This window comes from Bradyrhizobium sp. Kon10, from assembly GCF_055807395.1.
The window spans coordinates 1-18,432 of the sequence record NZ_JBVVOZ010000021.1 but is presented as its reverse complement, the minus strand read 5'-3'; the positions used below and the strand labels follow the sequence as shown (position 1 = coordinate 18,432).

17 protein-coding genes are annotated in these 18,432 nt (G+C 64.8%); 7 read left to right on the top strand and 10 right to left on the bottom strand.

Features of this window, described 5'->3' with window-relative positions; translation table 11 throughout:
* Window positions 1-485: 485 nt before the first annotated feature.
* The 6 genes from AC0L2O_RS25235 (at window position 486) to AC0L2O_RS25210 (ending at window position 7,386) form a co-directional block, all read left to right on the top strand.
* Window positions 486-1,046: a F0F1 ATP synthase subunit delta gene (locus tag AC0L2O_RS25235; RefSeq protein WP_369719949.1), complete on the top strand. Its 561-nt coding sequence runs from the start codon at window positions 486-488 to the stop codon at window positions 1,044-1,046.
* The gene (gene atpA, locus AC0L2O_RS25230; protein WP_369719948.1) at window positions 1,046-2,575 is read left to right on the top strand and encodes a F0F1 ATP synthase subunit alpha; all 1,530 of its coding nucleotides are present in this window, start codon (window positions 1,046-1,048) and stop codon (window positions 2,573-2,575) included. The genes AC0L2O_RS25235 and atpA overlap by 1 nt, the downstream gene beginning before the upstream one ends.
* A gap of 146 nt (window positions 2,576-2,721) precedes the next feature.
* A complete protein-coding gene (locus AC0L2O_RS25225) occupies window positions 2,722-3,597 on the top strand; it encodes a F0F1 ATP synthase subunit gamma (protein WP_369719947.1) in 876 nt (291 codons plus the stop codon).
* A gap of 52 nt (window positions 3,598-3,649) precedes the next feature.
* Window positions 3,650-5,092 (top strand): F0F1 ATP synthase subunit beta, encoded by a 1,443-nt coding sequence (atpD, locus tag AC0L2O_RS25220; RefSeq protein WP_369719946.1) that lies wholly within the window; start codon window positions 3,650-3,652, stop codon window positions 5,090-5,092.
* Between the two features lie 86 nt (window positions 5,093-5,178).
* Entirely contained in the window at window positions 5,179-5,586 is a 408-nt protein-coding gene (locus tag AC0L2O_RS25215) for a F0F1 ATP synthase subunit epsilon (protein ID WP_369719945.1), read from the top strand.
* 150 nt (window positions 5,587-5,736) lie between these two features.
* On the top strand, window positions 5,737-7,386 hold the full coding sequence (locus AC0L2O_RS25210; RefSeq protein ID WP_473371612.1) for an adenylate/guanylate cyclase domain-containing protein: 1,650 nt from the start codon (window positions 5,737-5,739) through the stop codon (window positions 7,384-7,386).
* A gap of 236 nt (window positions 7,387-7,622) precedes the next feature.
* Here AC0L2O_RS25210 and AC0L2O_RS25205 read toward each other — a convergent pair whose 3' ends face one another.
* The 10 genes from AC0L2O_RS25205 to proB all read right to left on the bottom strand — a co-directional run bounded on the left by AC0L2O_RS25205 (window position 7,623) and on the right by proB (window position 17,351).
* Window positions 7,623-8,129, bottom strand: a complete 507-nt coding sequence (locus AC0L2O_RS25205; RefSeq protein WP_473371611.1) for an RNA pyrophosphohydrolase — start codon at window positions 8,127-8,129, stop codon at window positions 7,623-7,625.
* A gap of 81 nt (window positions 8,130-8,210) precedes the next feature.
* A complete protein-coding gene (locus AC0L2O_RS25200; RefSeq protein ID WP_369719942.1) occupies window positions 8,211-8,714 on the bottom strand; it encodes an RNA pyrophosphohydrolase in 504 nt (167 codons plus the stop codon).
* A 72-nt stretch (window positions 8,715-8,786) separates the two neighbouring features.
* Window positions 8,787-10,016, bottom strand: a complete 1,230-nt coding sequence (locus tag AC0L2O_RS25195; protein WP_473371610.1) for a divergent polysaccharide deacetylase family protein — start codon at window positions 10,014-10,016, stop codon at window positions 8,787-8,789.
* Between the two features lie 147 nt (window positions 10,017-10,163).
* Window positions 10,164-11,525 (bottom strand): S41 family peptidase, encoded by a 1,362-nt coding sequence (locus AC0L2O_RS25190; protein WP_409191157.1) that lies wholly within the window; start codon window positions 11,523-11,525, stop codon window positions 10,164-10,166.
* Window positions 11,522-12,847: a murein hydrolase activator EnvC family protein gene (locus AC0L2O_RS25185; RefSeq protein ID WP_369726572.1), complete on the bottom strand. Its 1,326-nt coding sequence runs from the start codon at window positions 12,845-12,847 to the stop codon at window positions 11,522-11,524. Before AC0L2O_RS25185 ends, AC0L2O_RS25190 begins: the two co-directional genes overlap by 4 nt.
* A 33-nt stretch (window positions 12,848-12,880) precedes the next feature.
* Complete coding sequence (rlmH, locus tag AC0L2O_RS25180; protein WP_473371609.1) at window positions 12,881-13,363, bottom strand: 23S rRNA (pseudouridine(1915)-N(3))-methyltransferase RlmH; 483 nt, start codon at window positions 13,361-13,363, stop codon at window positions 12,881-12,883.
* A 106-nt stretch (window positions 13,364-13,469) separates the two neighbouring features.
* Window positions 13,470-13,826, bottom strand: coding sequence for a ribosome silencing factor (gene rsfS, locus AC0L2O_RS25175; RefSeq protein WP_369719938.1), 357 nt, complete (start codon window positions 13,824-13,826; stop codon window positions 13,470-13,472).
* 214 nt (window positions 13,827-14,040) lie between these two features.
* On the bottom strand, window positions 14,041-14,685 hold the full coding sequence (locus tag AC0L2O_RS25170; protein ID WP_369719937.1) for a nicotinate-nucleotide adenylyltransferase: 645 nt from the start codon (window positions 14,683-14,685) through the stop codon (window positions 14,041-14,043).
* Between the two features lie 22 nt (window positions 14,686-14,707).
* Window positions 14,708-16,003, bottom strand: coding sequence for a glutamate-5-semialdehyde dehydrogenase (locus tag AC0L2O_RS25165; RefSeq protein ID WP_473371608.1), 1,296 nt, complete (start codon window positions 16,001-16,003; stop codon window positions 14,708-14,710).
* Window positions 16,004-16,229: 226 nt separating this feature from the next.
* Complete coding sequence (gene proB / locus AC0L2O_RS25160; RefSeq protein WP_409191153.1) at window positions 16,230-17,351, bottom strand: glutamate 5-kinase; 1,122 nt, start codon at window positions 17,349-17,351, stop codon at window positions 16,230-16,232.
* Window positions 17,352-17,541: 190 nt separating this feature from the next.
* Between proB and AC0L2O_RS25155 the strand changes: the two genes are divergently transcribed.
* A partial coding sequence (locus AC0L2O_RS25155; protein ID WP_473371607.1) for a tripartite tricarboxylate transporter substrate-binding protein occupies window positions 17,542-18,432 on the top strand: 891 nt, incomplete at its 3' end.

Here is an 18,432-nt window from a genome sequence, read left to right as displayed (position 1 = left end):
TTCAACCAATGTTCCGTAATCTTTCGCTTTAACCAATTATTAATCTAACTATTACTTACGAATACTGTAAAATGAAGTTATCGCGGGCGGCATTTAGAATTCGGTAAGTATTCGGCGGGCGGACGGATTCACGGATCAGCGAGCCGTGTTCATGGCCGCTATGCGCTGAGGGCAGGAACGAATGGGCCCGCTTGCGACGGTAATGCTCGCGGCAATTCCGTGACACGGCAGGGCGACATGAAAGTGGGCGTGGACAGGTCGCCAACTGCGATGAACCGGCGACAGAACCTCGTGCCTTTAATTTGGCGTCATGTTGCACGTGCGCGCCTGCTATGTTAGCAAAGCCGCGATTTTAACGGTCCTGGCACGTCCCGTGCCGGCCGAAAATCGAAGTCCCGCTTGAATTCCAAGGGCTTGGATCGCTAGGCGCCGCTTTGTGGCGACGGTTTTTCCCTTGCGAATTTGACAGCTAAAAGAGCGCGTCTGTGGCTGCAGAAAATACCTCCGTTTCCGGTGTGTCCGGCCGTTATGCGACGGCCCTGTTCGAGCTGGCCCGCGACCAGAAAGTGGTCGACGAGGTCAATGCCGATTTGGGCCGGTTCGAGGGCCTCCTGAGCGAAAGCGCCGATCTGACGCGCCTCGTCCGGAGCCCGGTGTTCGCGGCCGAGACCCAGTCCAGGGCGCTTTCGGCCGTGCTGGACAAGGCCGGGATCGCCGGCATCGCCGCCAATTTCCTGAAAGTGCTGACCGCCAACCGCCGCCTGTTCGTGGTGGCTGACGTCATCCGCGCCTATCGCGCGCTCGTTGCCAAGTTCAAGGGCGAGGCGACCGCCGACGTCACCGTCGCGGAGGCGCTTTCGGACAAGAATCTCGACGCCCTCAAGGTTGCCCTGAAGTCGGTGACCGGCAAGGACGTCGCGCTCAACGTGAAGATCGATCCCTCGATCATCGGTGGCCTCGTCGTCAAGCTTGGCAGCCGCATGATCGATAGTTCGCTTCGCACCAAACTCAATTCGATCAAGCACGCGATGAAAGAGGCAGGCTGATGGACATCCGCGCCGCGGAAATTTCCGCGATCCTCAAGGACCAGATCAAGAATTTCGGCCAGGAAGCTGAAGTCTCCGAAGTCGGACAGGTGCTGTCCGTCGGCGACGGCATCGCCCGCGTCTACGGTCTGGACAACGTCCAGGCTGGCGAAATGGTCGAGTTCGAGAACGGCACCCGCGGCATGGCGCTGAACCTCGAAACCGACAATGTCGGTATCGTCATTTTCGGCGCCGACCGCGAGATCAAGGAAGGCCAGACCGTCAAGCGCACCCGCGCCATCGTGGACGCGCCGGTCGGCAAGGGCCTGCTCGGCCGCGTCGTCGACGCGCTCGGCAATCCGATCGACGGCAAGGGTCCGATCCAGGCGGACAAGCGCATGCGCGTCGACGTCAAGGCGCCCGGCATCATTCCGCGCAAGTCGGTCAACGAGCCGATGGCGACCGGTCTCAAGGCCATCGACGCCCTGATCCCGATCGGCCGCGGCCAGCGCGAGCTGATCATCGGTGACCGCCAGACCGGCAAGACCGCGATCGCGCTGGACACCATCCTGAACCAGAAGCCGCTCAACGCGCAGCCGGACGAGAACATCAAGCTGTATTGCGTCTATGTCGCGATCGGCCAGAAGCGTTCGACCGTTGCCCAGTTCGTGAAAGTGCTGGAAGAGCAGGGCGCGCTCGAATACTCGATCATCGTCGCCGCCACCGCTTCGGATCCGGCGCCGATGCAGTACATCGCGCCCTTCACCGGCTGCACCATGGGCGAGTACTTCCGCGACAACGGCATGCACGCCGTCATCATCTATGACGATCTGTCCAAGCAGGCCGTCGCCTACCGCCAGATGTCGCTGTTGCTGCGCCGCCCGCCGGGCCGCGAAGCCTATCCCGGCGACGTGTTCTATCTGCATTCCCGCCTGCTCGAGCGCGCGGCGAAGCTGAACAAGGACCAGGGCTCGGGCTCGCTGACGGCATTGCCGGTCATCGAAACCCAGGCCAACGACGTGTCGGCCTACATTCCGACCAACGTCATCTCGATCACCGACGGCCAGATCTTCCTGGAAACCGATCTATTCTTCCAGGGCATCCGTCCCGCGGTGAACGTCGGTCTGTCGGTGTCGCGCGTCGGTTCGTCGGCGCAGACCAAGGCCACCAAGAAGGTCGCCGGCAAGATCAAGGGCGAGCTGGCGCAGTACCGCGAGATGGCGGCGTTCGCGCAGTTCGGAAGCGACCTCGATGCCTCGACCCAGCGCCTGCTCAACCGCGGCTCGCGCCTGACCGAGCTGCTGAAGCAGCCGCAGTTCGCGCCGCTGAAGATGGAAGAGCAGGTCTGCGTGATCTGGGCCGGCACCAACGGCTATCTCGATCCGCTGCCGGTCAACAAGGTGCGCGCGTTCGAGGACGGGCTGTTGTCGCTGCTGCGTGGCAAGAACGTCGAGATCCTCAACGCGATCCGGGACAGCCGTGATCTCTCCGACGACACCGCCGCCAAGCTGAAATCGGTGGTCGAAGGCTACGCGAAGAGCTTCGCGTAACAGTTAGCCGTCATGGCCGGGCTTGTCCCGGCCATCCACGCGTCACCGCGTGGAGACGAAGACGTGGATGCCCGGGACAAGCCCGGGCATGACGATAAGATAGGGTCGCGGTCCAGCTACAGGCTGATCGCCGGGGTGAACGAAGAATGGCGTCACTTAAAGACATGCGGGTCCGCATCGCCTCCACCAAGGCGACGCAGAAGATCACCAAGGCCATGCAGATGGTCGCCGCCTCGAGATTGCGCCGCGCCCAGCAAGCGGCCGAGGCGGCGCGCCCCTATGCGGACAAGATGAGCGCGGTGATCTCGAACATCGCCGGCGCCGCCGCAGGCTCGCCCGGTGCGCCGATGCTGCTCGCCGGGACCGGCAGGGACCAGGTTCACCTGCTGCTGGTCTGCACCGGCGAGCGCGGCCTCTCCGGCGCTTTCAACTCCTCGATCGTGCGCCTGGCGCGCGAGCGTGCCCAGGCCCTGATCGCGCAGGGCAAGGAAGTGAAATTCTTCTGCGTCGGCCGCAAGGGCTACGAGCAGCTCCGCCGCCTGTTCGAGAAGCAGATCGTCGAGCATCTCGATCTGCGCGGCGTGCGTCAGCTCGGCTTCGTCAACGCCGAGGATATCGCCAAGAAGGTGCTGGCGCGTTTCGACGCCGGCGAGTTCGACGTCTGCACGCTGTTCTATGCGCAGTTCAAGTCGGTGATCGCGCAGATTCCCACCGCGCAGCAGATCATTCCGCTGGTCGTGGAAGAGAAGGCGGCGAACGCATCGTCGACATCCTACGATTACGAGCCGGAAGAAGACGAGCTTCTGTCCGGCCTGTTGCCGCGCAACATCGCGGTGCAGATCTTCCGCGCGCTGCTGGAAAACAACGCCTCGTTCTATGGCGCGCAGATGAGCTCGATGGACAACGCCACCCGCAATGCCGGCGAAATGATCCGCAAGCAAACCCAGATCTACAACCGAACCCGTCAAGCCCAGATCACCAAGGAGCTGATCGAGATCATCTCCGGCGCCGAGGCGGTCTGACGCACGAACCAAACGACGGTCGTTCAAGTCCAGAATTTCGAAGGAGAGCTTCATGGCTACAGCAGCTAACCAGATCGGTCGCGTCACCCAGGTCATGGGCGCCGTCGTCGACGTCCAGTTCGAAGGCCATCTGCCGGCCATTCTCAATTCGCTGGAAACCAAGAACGGCAACATCCGCCTCGTACTGGAGGTTGCGCAGCATCTCGGTGAATCCACCGTGCGCACGATCGCGATGGACGTCACCGAGGGTCTGGTGCGCGGCCAGGAAGTCACCGATACCGGCCAGCCGATCGCAGTTCCGGTCGGCGACGGTACCCTCGGTCGCATCATGAACGTCATCGGCGAGCCGATCGACGAAGCCGGTCCGATCAAGTTCGACGGCAAGCGCGCGATCCATCAGGAAGCGCCGAGCTATACCGACCAGTCGACCGAAGCTGAAATTCTCGTCACCGGCATCAAGGTCGTCGATCTCCTTGCTCCCTATGCGAAGGGCGGCAAGATCGGCCTGTTCGGCGGCGCCGGCGTCGGCAAGACCGTGCTGATTCAGGAGCTGATCAACAACGTCGCCAAGGCGCACGGCGGTTATTCGGTGTTCGCCGGCGTCGGCGAGCGGACCCGCGAGGGCAACGACCTCTATCACGAGTTCATCGAGTCCAAGGTCAATGCCGATCCGCACAATCCGGATCCGAGCGTGAAGTCGAAATGCGCGCTGGTGTTCGGCCAAATGAACGAGCCGCCCGGCGCCCGCGCCCGCGTCGGCCTCACCGGCTTGACCGTCGCCGAGCACTTCCGCGACCAGGGCCAGGACGTGCTGTTCTTCGTCGACAACATCTTCCGCTTCACGCAAGCCGGTTCGGAAGTGTCGGCGCTGCTCGGCCGTATTCCGTCGGCGGTCGGTTATCAGCCGACGCTTGCGACCGACATGGGCGCGCTGCAGGAGCGCATCACCACCACCCAGAAGGGCTCGATCACCTCGGTGCAGGCCATCTACGTTCCGGCCGACGACTTGACCGACCCGGCGCCCGCGACCTCGTTCGCGCATTTGGACGCGACCACGGTGCTGAACCGCGCGATCTCTGAAAAGGGCATCTATCCCGCGGTGGACCCGCTCGATTCGACCTCGCGCATGCTTTCGCCGCTGGTCGTCGGTCAGGAGCACTACGACACCGCACGTCAGGTCCAGCAGGTGCTGCAGCGCTACAAGTCGCTCCAGGACATCATCGCCATTCTCGGCATGGACGAGCTTTCGGAAGAGGACAAGCTGACGGTGGCCCGCGCCCGCAAGATCGAGCGCTTCCTGTCGCAGCCGTTCCACGTCGCCGAAATCTTCACCGGCTCGCCCGGCAAGTTCGTCGACCTCGCGGACACCATCAAGGGCTTCCGCGGCCTCTGCGAAGGCAAGTATGATCACCTGCCGGAAGCCGCTTTCTACATGGTCGGCACCATCGAAGAGGCGATCGAGAAGGGCAAGAAGCTGGCGGCTGAGGCCGCCTAAGCTGGCGAATAGCGAAGAGGGAGTGGCGAATAGCTGCTCCCTGTTTTGCCACTCGCCATTCGCTACTCACCATTCGCAGGTTTGTTATGGCCACCTTCCATTTTGATCTCGTCTCTCCGGAAAAGCTCGCATTCTCGGGCGAGGTCGATCAGGTCGACATTCCCGGCGTCGAAGGTGATTTCGGCGTGCTGGCGGGACATGCGCCGGTGGTGGCTGCGATCCGGCCCGGCATTCTCACCGTCACCAACGCCGGCAAGCACGAGAAGATCATCGTGCTCGGCGGTATCGCCGAAGTCTCCGAGAAGGGCCTGACCGTGCTGGCCGATGTCGCGACCTCGCTGGCCGAGCTCGACCGCGCCCAGTTCGCCGAGACCATTTCGGAGATGGAAGAGAACCTCAAGGAGCACGAGGGCAGCGAGCTTGATCTCGCCATCGAGCGGCTCGATCACTTCAAGAGCATTCAGCAGCAGCTCAATACGACAGCCATGCACTAAGCCCCGGGGTACCGCTCCGGGGCTTGGGACGCGAGATTCCTAAATAAGTTCAGCGCTCGTCACGGCCGTGGCGGGCGCTGAAACTTTCTTGCACCGCGCCGCCGATAACGGCATTCTGCTCGCGGATTTTGTTCCAGGGGCCGGTCGCAGATGAAACGCAAGATCGCGGCGATTTTCGCGGCCGATATTGCCGGTTACTCGAGGCTGGTCGCGGAAGACGAGGAAGAGACGCTGCGGCGTCTCGCGTCCTATCGCTCCGTCGTCGACGATTTCATCGCCAAGGCGAACGGCCGCATCTTCAATACGGCCGGCGATGCCGTGCTCGCGGAATTCCCGAGCGCGGTCGACGCGGTGCGTTGCGCGATCGACATCCAGGAAAGCTTGCGGACCCGCAACATGGCTTATCCGCCGAGCCGGCAGATGTCGTTTCGCATCGGCATCACCATCGGTGACGTGGTCGAACGCGACGGCGATCTTCTCGGCGACGGCGTCAACATCGCGGCACGGCTGGAAGGCCTCGCCGAAGTCGGCGGCATCTGCATCTCCCGCGCCGTGCACGAGCAGGTCGCCAACAAGCTGTCGGTGCAGTTTGCGGATATCGGCGCGCAGGAGGTCAAGAACATCCCGACGCCGGTGCACGCCTACATGGTGGCGATGCGGCGCGAGGACGGGACTTACGCAACGCCGCAGATCAAGAAGGTGGCGAAGGCCGCACCCGCGCCGAACTGGATGTGGCCGCTGGTGGTCGGCGTGGTCTCCGTCGTCGCGATCGGTGTCAGCGGCTTCCTCTATTTCACCAAGCTCGAGACCAGCAAGGACGCATCCTCCTCCGTCGCGGCGGTGCCGAGCCCGGTGGTGACGGCGTCACCCAGCCCAACACCCACGACGGCTATGAAGGCGCCGATGCCCATGCCGACGCCGACCCAAAGCGCGGCGGCTGCGGCCACGCCGTCGCCGATGCCACCGGCCACGTTAGGCGGCAAGTTTTCCGCTGACAGCGTGCCCTTCATCAGTGACCGCGCGCGCGGCTTTCTCAGTAATGAGTACGCAGCATCCAACGATTACAAAGCCTACGCCCTGAATATTGCCGGGTTCAGCGGGGCCGGCCTCAACCAGCCGAGCGAAGAAGCAGCGCGCAACATGGCGCTCGAGCAATGCCAGAAGCGCGCGGATGCCGCGCAATCGCCGCGACGTTGCGAGCTTTACGCCGTCGGCAATTCGGTCGTCTATACGCATGGCAAGCCGCCGATGCCGCCGCAACCCTGGCTTCGGCACGATGCCACGACCGAGCATCCGTTCGCGTCGAAGGATTTTCCGATGGTGCGCGATGCGACAAAGGTCCGCCTCGAAAACATGTTTGCACCGGCCGCGAAATCCCGCTCGGTCGTGCTCGGGCCGGGCGGTCAATATTTCATGACGCTGGGCGCTCCATCGGTGGACGAAGCGATGCGGCGATCGCTGGAATCCTGCGGTGCGCTCGCCGGGGTCGCCTGCATGGTCGTTGCGGTCGACGACAATTTCGTCGTGCCGATCCCCACCCTGCTCAGGGTCACCGGCTTCTTCCACGCCGCGAGCAATTCGTCGATCGTCGCCGATGCGCGCGACGATGTCGTGCGCAAGCTCGGCGATGCCACGGGCTGGAATGCGGTCGCCGTCGGCACTTCAGGCCGCCCGGGCCTCGGCCTCAAGGCCGCGGACGAGCAGACCGCCGTCAACGCTGCGCTCGCCGATTGCGTCAAGCACGACAGCGACTGCCACGTGATCGCGATCGGCCCGTTCACGGTCGGGCCGACGAATTAGAGCTGATGGACGAGGCTCGCTTGGCGCTCCGACGAAGCTGCGTTCCCTCTCCCTTGTGGGGGGAGGTTTTCTCTGCGGCCATCCTTCGAGATGCCCGCCTTTGGCGGACCCTCAGGATGAGGACCGAGTGTGCGGCAGCAGTTTCGACGAGCTGCGATTGCGCCTAGCCTCATCCTGAGGAGACCGCGAAGCGGTCGTCTCGAAGGACGAGGCGCGCCGCGCCTGCTTTCGCGATTTCAAATCTTGCTGGCGAAGCGCGCGAACTGCTCCGCCACCACCTGATAGACCTCGCGCCGGAACGGCACGACGAGATCGGCGACCCGATCGAGATTTTCCCAGCGCCACGCATCGAATTCCGCGGGCTGTCCGTTGCGCGGCGTCAAAGGGTCGATCTCGTCATCCTGACCGGTGAAGCGCAGCGCGAACCATTTCTGGCGCTGGCCGCGGAATTTCGCCAGGCGATGGGTCTGCGGTCCGTCGTAAGGCGGGAATTCGTAGGTGAACCAATCGGTCTCGCCAAGATAGTCCGCGCTTGTGACGCTGGTTTCTTCCCAGAGCTCGCGGATCGCGGCGTCGCGCAGGTTCTCGCCTTCGTCGACGCCGCCTTGCGGCATCTGCCAATCGAGGCCCGGCAGGATGATCTCTGGCCCATCGCCTTTGAAGCGATGACCGATCAGGACACGGCCATCGGTGTTGAACAGCGCGATCCCGACATTGGGACGGTAGGGCTTTTGATCAGTCACGGACTTCTTTCTTCGCTTATCCCCTGACACGCGATCGCGCACCTGAGGTCCTGCTTCGCACGTCCGGGATTGACGGCGGAATCACTGCTCCGCGAGCGCGGAGAATTCCTTCACCACGCGCTCATAGACCGGGCGCTTGAAAGGAATGATCAGCTCGGTCAGGTTCTTCATCGGTTCCCAGCGCCAGTTCACGAACTCGGCCTTGTGGCCGCCGCCGGGATTGGCGACGTTGATCTCGCTGTCCTTGCCGGTGAAGCGCACCGCGAACCATTTCTGGCGCTGGCCGCGGTAGCGGCCCTTCCAGGCGCGGCCGGCGACCGTGCGCGGGATGTCGTAGATCAGCCAGTCCGGCACCTCGCCGAGCCGCTCGACGGAGCGCACGCTGGTCTCTTCATAGAGCTCGCGCTTGGCGGCCTCCCAGGTGTCCTCGCCGGGATCGACGCCGCCCTGCGGCATCTGCCAGACATGGGTGTCGTCGACATGTTCGATGCCGCCGGCGCGGCGGCCGATGAACACCAGGCCCTTGTTGTTGATCAGCATCACTCCGACGCAGGTTCGGTAGGGCAGATCCTCATAACGCGCCATTCCGCCAGACCTCTCGCGTACTGCCGGCCGGCCTGTCGAGCCCTGGGACCCCTGCCGTGCCAATTCGTTGATTTAGCTGGATTTTGATTTCAGCATCGCGGTTGTCAATGGCACCAAAAGGATACCCCGGTCACTCAAAGTTTTGGTCCAGGCGCCGACCCGCTCGATCGAGACAGGGAGGGCTGAAGCGGTGCCGACCGCGACACCCCGCTCGCGCGCGACCGATTCGAGCTTGTTCAGGGCCCGGTCGATCTCGGCCGGGGTCGGTACCGCGTCAATGGCGATGTCGCCCTTGCCGAACGGAACCGCCAGGCTTCCCGCGACCTGGGGCGCGATGCTGCGCGGCGAGGAGCCATCGTCGAAGAAGCCGAGCCCGCGCCTGGAGGCTTCGCGGATGATCGGTTGCATCGCCGCCTCGGTTGCCACGAAGCGGGCGCCCATGAAATTGGTGATGCCGGCGTAGCCCTGCATCCGGCTCAGGTGCCAGTACAGGCGGTCCGTGTTCTGGTCGACGGTCAGCGAGGTCAGCAGCGTCTGCGGGCCCGGATCATTGTCCGGGAAATCGTAGGGCTCCATCGGAATCTGGAGGAAGATCTCGTGGCGCTGGGCGCGGGCCCGCTCGGCGAGCTTGCCGGGATCGGAGCCATAGGGCGTGAAGGCCAGCGTCACCGCCGCAGGCAGCTTCATGATAGCCTCGGTGGTCTTGGCGGCACCGACGCCGAGGCCGCCGATCACGATCGCGACCACTGGCATTTTCGCGGCCTTGGCGCGGTCGGCCTCGGCCGCGTAGACGTTGAACGGCTTCAGATCCCCCGACATCGCCGGGATCATGCCGTAGCGCGACTTCTCCAGTAGTTTGGAGTCGATCCCGGCCATGACGGCCGGTGCCGCGGAGGCAGCCTCGCCCTTGTCGGCGGCGTCGCCACCGCCGATCACCACGTCGTGGCGTGCGCCGGTGGAGCCGTCGATCATGGTGACGGTCTTGTTCTCGCCGGAGGAGGTCTGCTTCGGCGCCTCCTTGGTGTCTTGCTTGCTCTCTTGCTTGCTCTCCTGCCCATGTCCGGCCGGTTCCGAGGTGGGTTTCGCGTCGGTGGCCTTCGGGTCGCGGATCGCAAGCCGGGTCATCGGCTCGCCGCCCAGCGGATCCTTGTTGAAGATGGCGAAGCCGGCAAAGGCGGCCAGGAACAGGCCGAGCAGCATGGCCACCGCCTGCATGGCCGTGAACGGCAGCCGCAGCCGGTGTTTCCGGCGCGGCTTGTCCTGTCCGAGTGGGGCGCTCAGATCATCGGCCATTTCAGTCATGCGCGATCCCGAATCACTGGCGCCGACGATACCACGCCGGGGTCAGGCGGCGGCAGGCCGGGATAGGCCGGAGAGCGCGTGAAACGCCCAAGCAAAAAGGGCGGCTCCGGGAGCCGCCCTTTGTCGAGAGATCAGTGAAGCGACGAGCTAGTTCGCCGCTTTGGGCTTGTCGGTCGGCGTGCCCTTGTTGTCGCTGCCCGGCGTGGGCGCCGCGGAGGCGCTGCTCTTGATGCCGTGGAGCAAATCGTCGGCGAGCTTGAGCGCCTTGTCGTCCTTGGCGTCCGGCGGGACATAGGACTGCGAGCCGGTCTTCTCGTCGCCGTCGTTCTTGAGATGGCCGCGCAGCGAGGCCTCGCCCTTGGTGTCGGTGCGGGACTTCAACTCATCCGGCACGTCCTGAAGCACTTCGATATCGGGCACGATGCCCTTGGCCTGGATCGACTTGCCCGACGGCGTGTAATAGCGCGCCGTGGTCAGACGCAGCGCGCCGTTGCCCGAGCCGAGCGGGATGATGGTCTGCACCGAGCCCTTGCCGAACGAGCGCGTGCCGACGATGGTCGCACGCTTGTGGTCCTGCAGCGCGCCGGCGACGATCTCGGAGGCCGAAGCCGAGCCGCCGTTGACCAGCACGATGACCGGCTTGCCCTTGGTCAGGTCGCCCGCGTGGGCGGTGCGACGCTGGGTCTCCTCGGCGTTGCGGCCGCGGGTCGAGACGATCTCGCCCTTCTCCAGGAAGGAGTCCGAGACGGTCACGGCTTCCTCGAGCAGGCCGCCCGGATTGTTGCGGAGGTCGATGACGTAGCCCTTGAGCTTGTCGCCGATCTGGCTCGAGAGGTTGGCGACCTCCTTCTTGAGGCCCTCGGTGGTCTGCTCGTTGAAGGTGGTGATGCGGATATAGGCGATGTCGTCGGCCTCGACGCGCGCGCGCACCGAGCGGACGCGAATGTTGTCGCGCACCAGCGTGACGTCGATCGGATTGTCCTGGCCCTTGCGGACGATCTTGAGCTTTATCTTGGTGTTGACGGGGCCGCGCATCTTCTCGACGGCCTGGTTCAGGGTCAGGCCCTGCACCGCCTCGTCGTCGAGATTGGTGATGATGTCGTTGGCCATGACGCCGGCGCGCGAAGCGGGCGTGTCGTCGATCGGCGAGACCACCTTGATCAGGCCGTCTTCCATCGTGACCTCGATGCCGAGGCCGCCGAACTCACCGCGGGTCTGCACCTGCATGTCGCGGAAGCTCTTGGCGTCCATGTAGCTCGAATGCGGATCGAGGCCGGAGAGCATGCCGCTGATGGCGGATTCGATCAGCTTGGTGTCGTCGGGCTTCTCGACATAGTCGGAGCGCACGCGCTCGAAGACGTCGCCGAACAGATTGAGCTGGCGATAGGTGTCCGCGGTCGCGGCTCGCGCGCTGGAGCCCATGAACACCGCGCGCGGCTGGGTCACGAACAGCGTCAGCGCCGCACCGGTGGCCGCGCTGAGGAGGATAACTGAAGTCTTGCGCATCATCCGCGAACCTTCTCGCCTTCATTTGCGGCCCACCATGGGCCTGGATCGATTGGAGTGCCGTCTTTGCGGAACTCGACATACAGCACAGGTTGACTCGCGTTCGTGGCAAGAATGGAGGCGACTTGAGATGTCGACCCCATGGTCGCGACCGGCTCTCCCGTGAGCACGAACTGGCCGATGTTTACCGAAATGCGCTCCATCCCGGCGATCAGGACATGATACCCGCCACCGGCATTGAGGATCAAGAGTTGTCCATAGCTGCGGAACGGACCGGCATAGACCACCCAGCCGTCGCACGGCGTCGTGACCTGGGAGCCGGGCCGGGTGGCCAGCGAAATGCCCTTTTGCACCCCGCCGATCCCGTCGGAACCGCCAAAGTCCCTGATCTTGTTACCGTTAACCGGCAAGGGCAGCAGGCCCTTGGCCGAGGCGAACAGGATCGCCGGGCTGGTTCGGGAGCGGTCCTTGAAAGTGCCCGGGCCGGGCTTGGCGCTCGCCGCCGCCTTTGCTTCGGCCTGCTTGGCGGCCTCGGCCGCCTTCTCAGCCGCCTTGGCGGCGCTTTGCAGGTCCTGCTCCATCTTGACGATCAGGCCCTGGAGGTCGCCGACCTGTTTTGACAGCGTAATCGCGCGCGAATTTTCGGCGTCGAGGTCCTTTTCCCGCGCCGCCTGCTGGCGCTGCCGCTCGTCGACCAGCGCCGTAAGCCGGGTCTGGTCATTGCGGACCCTGTCGCGGTCGGAGGCGAGCTGGTCGCGCTCGGCGGCGATGGTCTTGCGCAAGGCCACGAGTTCGCCGAGCTCGCCTGCGATCTTTTCGGCGCGGCCGCGCAATTCCGGCACCACGGCGCCGAGCAGCATGGCGGTGCGCAGCGATTGCAGCGCATCTTCCGGCCGCACCAGCAGCGCCGGCGGGCTGCGCCGTCCGGCGCGCTGCAACGCCGCCAGCACCTCGACGATGTCGGCGCGGCGCGAATCGAGCGAGGCGCGCGTCGCCTGCTCGCGGCCGTTCAACGTGCGCAGCCGCGCTTCGGCTTCGTCGATCTTGGTCTCGACGGTGCGTACGTTGGCCGCGGTGTCGATCAATTGCTGATTGAGCTGGGTACGATCCTGGCCGAGCGAGGTGATCTCGGCCTTGAGCTTGGCCTGCGCCTCCTCCGCGCTCTTCTGCCTCGCGCGCGCGGCTTCGAGCTCCTGCTCGCGTTGCTTGATGGCGTCGGGCGAGATCGCTGCGGTCTGTGGCGCCGGCGTTGCCGTCTGGGCTTGCGCGAGGCTTGCGCCGGCGAAGCCCGCAATCAGCAACAAATTGAGAATCGGCGCGCGCATCGCTCTAGACAAAGGTGCTCGTTGTGGCGCGCATCACGCGCGGTGATAGGGATGGCCGGCCAAAATGGTGGCGGCCCGATAAAGCTGTTCCAGAAGCATGACGCGGACCATTTGATGCGGCCAGGTCGCAGAGCCGAACGCAATCGCGAGCTTGGCCTTACGGCGCAATTCGGGCGAAAGTCCGTCCGCCCCTCCGATCATGAAGATAGTATGACCGGCGCCCTCGTCGCGCCAGCGCCCGAGATGCCGTGCGAATACGGTGGAATCGAGATTTTGTCCGCGTTCGTCCAGCGCCACCAGGATCGATTTCTCCGGGATATGCGCGGAGATCGCTGCGGCTTCCTCAGTCATCCGCGTCGCGGCGTCGCGCGCGCGGCTCTCTGGAATTTCGTGGACGTTGAGCTCGCGGAAACCGAGCTTGCGGCCGACCTCGTCGAACCGCTCGAAATAGCGCTCGGCAAGCTCCCGTTCGGGGCCTTGCTTCAGCCGGCCCACCGCGATGACAATGACACGCATGAGTCCTTACGGTCGTGCTTGAGAGTCGTGCCAGGAGATCGCGCGCATCCCGCGCGCGCACGACGCTAGCATGCGCGTCAGCCGATTCGTTATCGGCCTGTAGCCTCTAGATCGCCTTCGCCGCCCCTGGGCCCTGAGTGTACAATCTCTCGAGACTGTAGAACTCGCGGACCTCGGGTCTGAACACGTGCACGATCACATCGCCGGAATCGATCAGCACCCAGTCGCAATTGGGCAAGCCCTCGACGTGGATGTTCTTGAGACCGGTTTCCTTGAGGCTCTTCGTGACGTTCTCCGCGATCGCGCCAACGTGCCGGTTGGCCCGGCCCGTGGTGACGATCATGTAGTCGGAGTAGGCCGATTTGCCGCGAAGATCGATGGTGACCGTCTCTTCCGCCTTCATGTCCTCGAGGCGGGAGAGGATCAGGCTCAGGGTCTTGTCGGCGTCGGGTTGCGCCTTCAAGGCCGCAGCTTTGGTCGATGTTTTACGCGCCGGTTTCGTTGCCTTGGGTAAAACAGACTTGGGTGAAGCTGTCTTTGACAATACAGACGTGGCCAGGGACCATTCCTTTCACTGTATCGCGAATGCCGAATCCGGCCTTCGCTGGTTACACTACATCATGTGGGGTTAAGGGTTTCAATATGCCAGAGAGCCCTTAAAGCCCGCGCATTCTATCTCACTTCGTACCTTTCCAGCTCCCGTCCGGGTTCCGTAAGCCCGTCGAGGAGAGATTCAGCTTCAATCCGGTCAGAAAAACCCAGGCCGGCGCCGGCCGGTCCGCAAGCAGGGCTGCCTCATTCTCCGGCAGGCGATAGCGCGCAAGCGCCTGGGCGGCGGGCGAGGCAAGGGCGCGAAAACTCTGGGGCGGGCGATCGATGACCGCCATCGGCACCTGGTCGGCGATGCGCCGCCAGTGCTGCCAACGATGGAATTGAGCGAGATTGTCGGCGCCCATGATCCAGACAAAGCGCAAGCCCGAGAGGCGGCGGCGCAAGGTGTTGATCGTGTCGATAGTGTAGCGGGTACGGATGACGGATTCGAGACAGCTCACCTCGATCCTGGAATCGTTGGCCATGTCGCGCGCCGCCTGCATGCGCTCGCCGAGCTCGTGCAGCGTGCCGTTCTCCTTCAGCGGATTGCCCGGCGTTACCAGCCACCAGACGCGGTCGAGCTGCAATCGCTTCAGCGCGAACTGGCTGATGGCGCGATGGGCCTGGTGCGGCGGATTGAACGAGCCGCCGAGCAGTCCGACGCGCATGCCCTCGGTGTAGGGCGGTATGGCCTGCGCGAAGAAGCGCGGCGCGACGAAATTGTTACTCAATGTTCGCGCCTCGCGACGTTGCTTACGGCCGTGTCTGCCCGGTGCCGTGGACGCGATATTTGAAGCTCGTCAATTGTTCTGCGCCGACCGGCCCGCGGGCATGGAACCTGCCGGTGGCGATCCCGATCTCGGCGCCGAAACCGAACTCGCCGCCGTCGGCGAACTGTGTCGAGGCATTGTGCAGCACGATCGCGGAGTCGACCTCGCTCAAAAATTTCTTCGCGGCAGCGTCATCCTGGCTCACGATCGCGTCGGTGTGATGCGAGCCGTGATTCTGGATATGCGCGATCGCGCCGTCGACGCCGTCGACCAGCTTCGCCGCGATGATCGCGTCGAGATATTCGGTGTCCCAGTCGTCTTCGCTGGCGGGTTTTACGCGCGCGTCGATGTGCTGGACCGCGTCGTCGCCGCGCACTTCGCAGCCGGCTTCGATCAGCATCTCGACCAGCGGCTTCAGGCTGTTCGCGGCAGCGGCGCGATCGACCAGCAGCGTCTCGGCCGCGCCGCAGACGCCGGTGCGGCGCATCTTGGCATTGAGCACGATCGACTTCGCCATGGCGAGGTCGGCGCTGGCATCGATGTAGACGTGGTTGACGCCTTCGAGATGCGCAAACACCGGCACGCGCGCTTCCGCCTCGACGCGCGCGACCAGGCTCTTGCCCCCGCGCGGCACGATGACGTCGATGGCGCCGTTCAACCCGGCCAGCATCATGCCCACCGCCGTGCGGTCGCGCGTCGGTACCAGCGTGATGGCGGCCTCGGGAAGACCCGCATCACGCAGGCCCTGCACCAGGCATTCATGGATGGCGCGGCAGGAGCGGAAGCTGTCGGAGCCGCCGCGCAGGATCACGGCATTGCCGGCCTTGAGGCACAGCACGCCGGCATCCGCCGCGACATTGGGGCGGCTTTCGAAGATCACGCCGACGACGCCGAGCGGCACGCGCACGCGCTCGATGGTCATGCCGTTCGGGCGCTGCCAGCTCTCGGTGACGATTCCGACCGGATCGGCGATGCCGCGGACGACACCGATGCCCTCGGCCATCCCCTCGACCCGCGCCGGGCTCAGCGTCAGCCGGTCGATGAAGGAGGAGTTGGCGTTGCCCGAAGCGCGGGCCTCGGCGACATCCTCGGCATTGGCGGCGAGGATCGCTGCCGCGTTGCCGCGGATCGCCCGCTCCATGGCCTCAAGCGCCCGGTTCTTCTGCTCCGGCGGCGCCAGCGCCAGCACGCGCGCGGCAGCGCGAGCACGGGTACCGAGATCGGTCATCAGCGCCGCAAGATCGGCATTGCCGTCGACGGCTTTGAGGGGGGCGGCCATGGGAGTTCGAACCTTCTGCTAAGGCAGTGTCCTAGCACGGAAATCCCGCTTTTGCGAAGGGCCGGGCGGGTATGGCTGGGCTTCGGGAGGTGGGTTCGGGCTCGGGCACTGGCTCAGCCGCCGCGTCATGGTTGGGCTTGATCCGGCCATCCATGTCTTTGCCGCAAGGAAGAACGTGGATGCCCGGGACAAGCCCGGGCATGACGGTTTGGGCGCCTGCCGAGCGCTATCCGCCCACCACGAGATCGTCGCGGTGGATCATCTCGGACCTGCCGCTGATGCCGAGAATGGCCATCACGTCCGGGGAGGAGCGGCCCTTGATCCGCTCGGCGACCTCGGCGTCATAGGCGATCAGGCCGCGGCCGACCTCGCTGCTGTCGGGGCCGCGGACGATCACGGCATCGCCACGGGCGAACTGGCCCTCGACCTTGATCACGCCGGCCGGCAACAGGCTGGCGCCGGCGCGCAGCGCCGTGACGGCGCCGGCGTCGATGGTCAGCGTCCCCTTCGGCTCCAGTGTCCCCGCGATCCAGCGCTTGCGCGAGGTGATGGGGTTGGCCGGCGTCAGGAACCAGGTGCAGCGGCCGCCATCGGCGATCGCCTGCAGGGGATGCTCGATCTTGCCGGAGGCAATCAGCATATGCGTGCCGCCGGTGGTGGCGATCTTGGCTGCTTCGACTTTGGTGCGCATGCCGCCGCGCGATAGTTCGGACTCGGCATCGCCCGCCACCGCCTCGATCTCCGAGGAGATGCTGTCGACCACCGGAATGAGCCTGGCGTTCGGGTTGTTCTTCGGCGGGGCGTCGTAGAGCCCGTCGATGTCGGATAGCAGCACCAGCAGGTCGGCGCTCGCCATGGTGGCGACGCGCGCGGCGAGGCGATCATTGTCGCCGTAGCGGATCTCGGTGGTGGCGACGGTGTCGTTCTCGTTGATCACGGGGATCGCGCGCCACTCCAGCAGCTTGCCGATGGTGGAGCGGGCATTGAGATAGCGGCGGCGCTCCTCGGTGTCCTGGAGCGTCACCAGGATCTGGCCGGCGCCGATGCCGTGCGCGCCGAGCACCTCCGACCAGATCCGCGCCAATGCGATCTGGCCGACGGCCGCCGCCGCCTGGCTCTCTTCCAGCTTCAGTGCTCCGCGCGGCAGCTTAAGCCGGCTGCGGCCGAGTGCGATCGAGCCCGACGACACGACGAGGACGTCGCGGCCCTCGCGGTGCAGCTTGGCCATGTCGTCGGCGAGCGCGGCCAGCCAGGCGGCGCGCACTTCGCCCTTGTCGGAATCCACCAGAAGGGCGGAGCCGACCTTGACGACGATGCGGCGGAATTGGCTGAGTTCAGGGCTGGCCATGGCGCGTGCGTATTGTTTTCACCGGGGAAACGGCGCAGCGAAAGCCGGCGCCGGTAAGGCCTGCTTTTGCAGCAGGACGATGGCCGGCGCAAGGCGGCCGGCCCGGTAAACGGCACCAAGGTCGGCCTTGTCTTGGGCGCCGGCCCGGTTCTAATGCCTGCAAGCAATAACGGGCCGAAAGAGGAAACGCATGGATCGCCGCAAGTTCATGGCCGGATGTCTCGGGGGATATCTCGGCCTGCCGCTGCTGGCGCAGGCGGGCGATGCGCGAGCGCAGGCCGGGCTCACGAAGATCATCTTTCCGTTCGCGGCAGGAGCGGGCGGCGACACGCTGTGTCGCTTGATTGCCCAGGAGATGGCGCCGGTGCTGCAACGGACCATGGTGGTCGAGAACCGCACCGGCGGTGACGGCCTGATCGGCATCAAGGCGGTGAAGGGCGCCAATGCCGACGGCAGCATGGTGCTGGTGACGACAGGGCCCACCATGTACCTGCTGCCGATGGTGGAGACCACGCCGAGCTTCAATACCGCGAAGGATTTCATGCCGGTGTCGCTGCTGGCGCGGTTCGAATTCGCGCTCGTGGTCGGTCCGGCTATGGATGTCGACGACTTCAAGGGATTCGTGGCGTGGCTGAAGGCGCATCCGGACAAGACCTCGTTCGGCGTGCCGAGCAACGGCACCATTCCGCATTTTGCCGGCTCGAAGCTGGAGAAGGACCTCGGCATTCCCTTGACCCGCGTGCCCTATCGCGGCAGCGCGCCGATCCTCAATGACATCATCGGCGGCCACATCTCGTTTGGTATTACGACATTGGCCGATGCGCTGCCGCAGCACCGCGCCAAGGGCGCGACGATCATCGGAGTCTCCAGTGCGGAGCGATCGCCGTTTGCACCCGAGGTACCGACGCTGAAGGAGAGCGGCATCGATCTCGTCGCGGATGCCTGGTACGGTATGTGGCTCCCCGCCGGCAGCCCACCGGAGTTTGCCGGCAAGCTCGGCGCCGCCGCGAGCGCCGCGCTTGCCAAGCCGGAGGTGAAGGAGAAGCTCACGGCGATCGGGCTGATTCCGGTCGGGTCGACG

Excerpts from the sequence above, each read along its gene's own strand:
- AC0L2O_RS25225 (WP_369719947.1), top strand. The coding sequence starts at position 2,722 with ATGGCGTCACTTAAAGACATGCGGGTCCGCATCGCCTCCACCAAGGCG.
- AC0L2O_RS25185 (WP_369726572.1), bottom strand. The coding sequence starts at position 12,847 with ATGCGCGCGCCGATTCTCAATTTGTTGCTGATTGCGGGCTTCGCCGGC.
- AC0L2O_RS25215 (WP_369719945.1), top strand. The coding sequence starts at position 5,179 with ATGGCCACCTTCCATTTTGATCTCGTCTCTCCGGAAAAGCTCGCATTC.
- AC0L2O_RS25195 (WP_473371610.1), bottom strand. The coding sequence starts at position 10,016 with ATGACTGAAATGGCCGATGATCTGAGCGCCCCACTCGGACAGGACAAG.
- AC0L2O_RS25210 (WP_473371612.1), top strand. The coding sequence starts at position 5,737 with ATGAAACGCAAGATCGCGGCGATTTTCGCGGCCGATATTGCCGGTTAC.
- proB (WP_409191153.1), bottom strand. The coding sequence starts at position 17,351 with ATGGCCAGCCCTGAACTCAGCCAATTCCGCCGCATCGTCGTCAAGGTC.
- atpA (WP_369719948.1), top strand. The coding sequence starts at position 1,046 with ATGGACATCCGCGCCGCGGAAATTTCCGCGATCCTCAAGGACCAGATC.
- rlmH (WP_473371609.1), bottom strand. The coding sequence starts at position 13,363 with ATGCGTGTCATTGTCATCGCGGTGGGCCGGCTGAAGCAAGGCCCCGAA.
- AC0L2O_RS25190 (WP_409191157.1), bottom strand. The coding sequence starts at position 11,525 with ATGATGCGCAAGACTTCAGTTATCCTCCTCAGCGCGGCCACCGGTGCG.
- atpD (WP_369719946.1), top strand. The coding sequence starts at position 3,650 with ATGGCTACAGCAGCTAACCAGATCGGTCGCGTCACCCAGGTCATGGGC.
- AC0L2O_RS25200 (WP_369719942.1), bottom strand. The coding sequence starts at position 8,714 with ATGGCGCGTTATGAGGATCTGCCCTACCGAACCTGCGTCGGAGTGATG.
- AC0L2O_RS25165 (WP_473371608.1), bottom strand. The coding sequence starts at position 16,003 with ATGGCCGCCCCCCTCAAAGCCGTCGACGGCAATGCCGATCTTGCGGCG.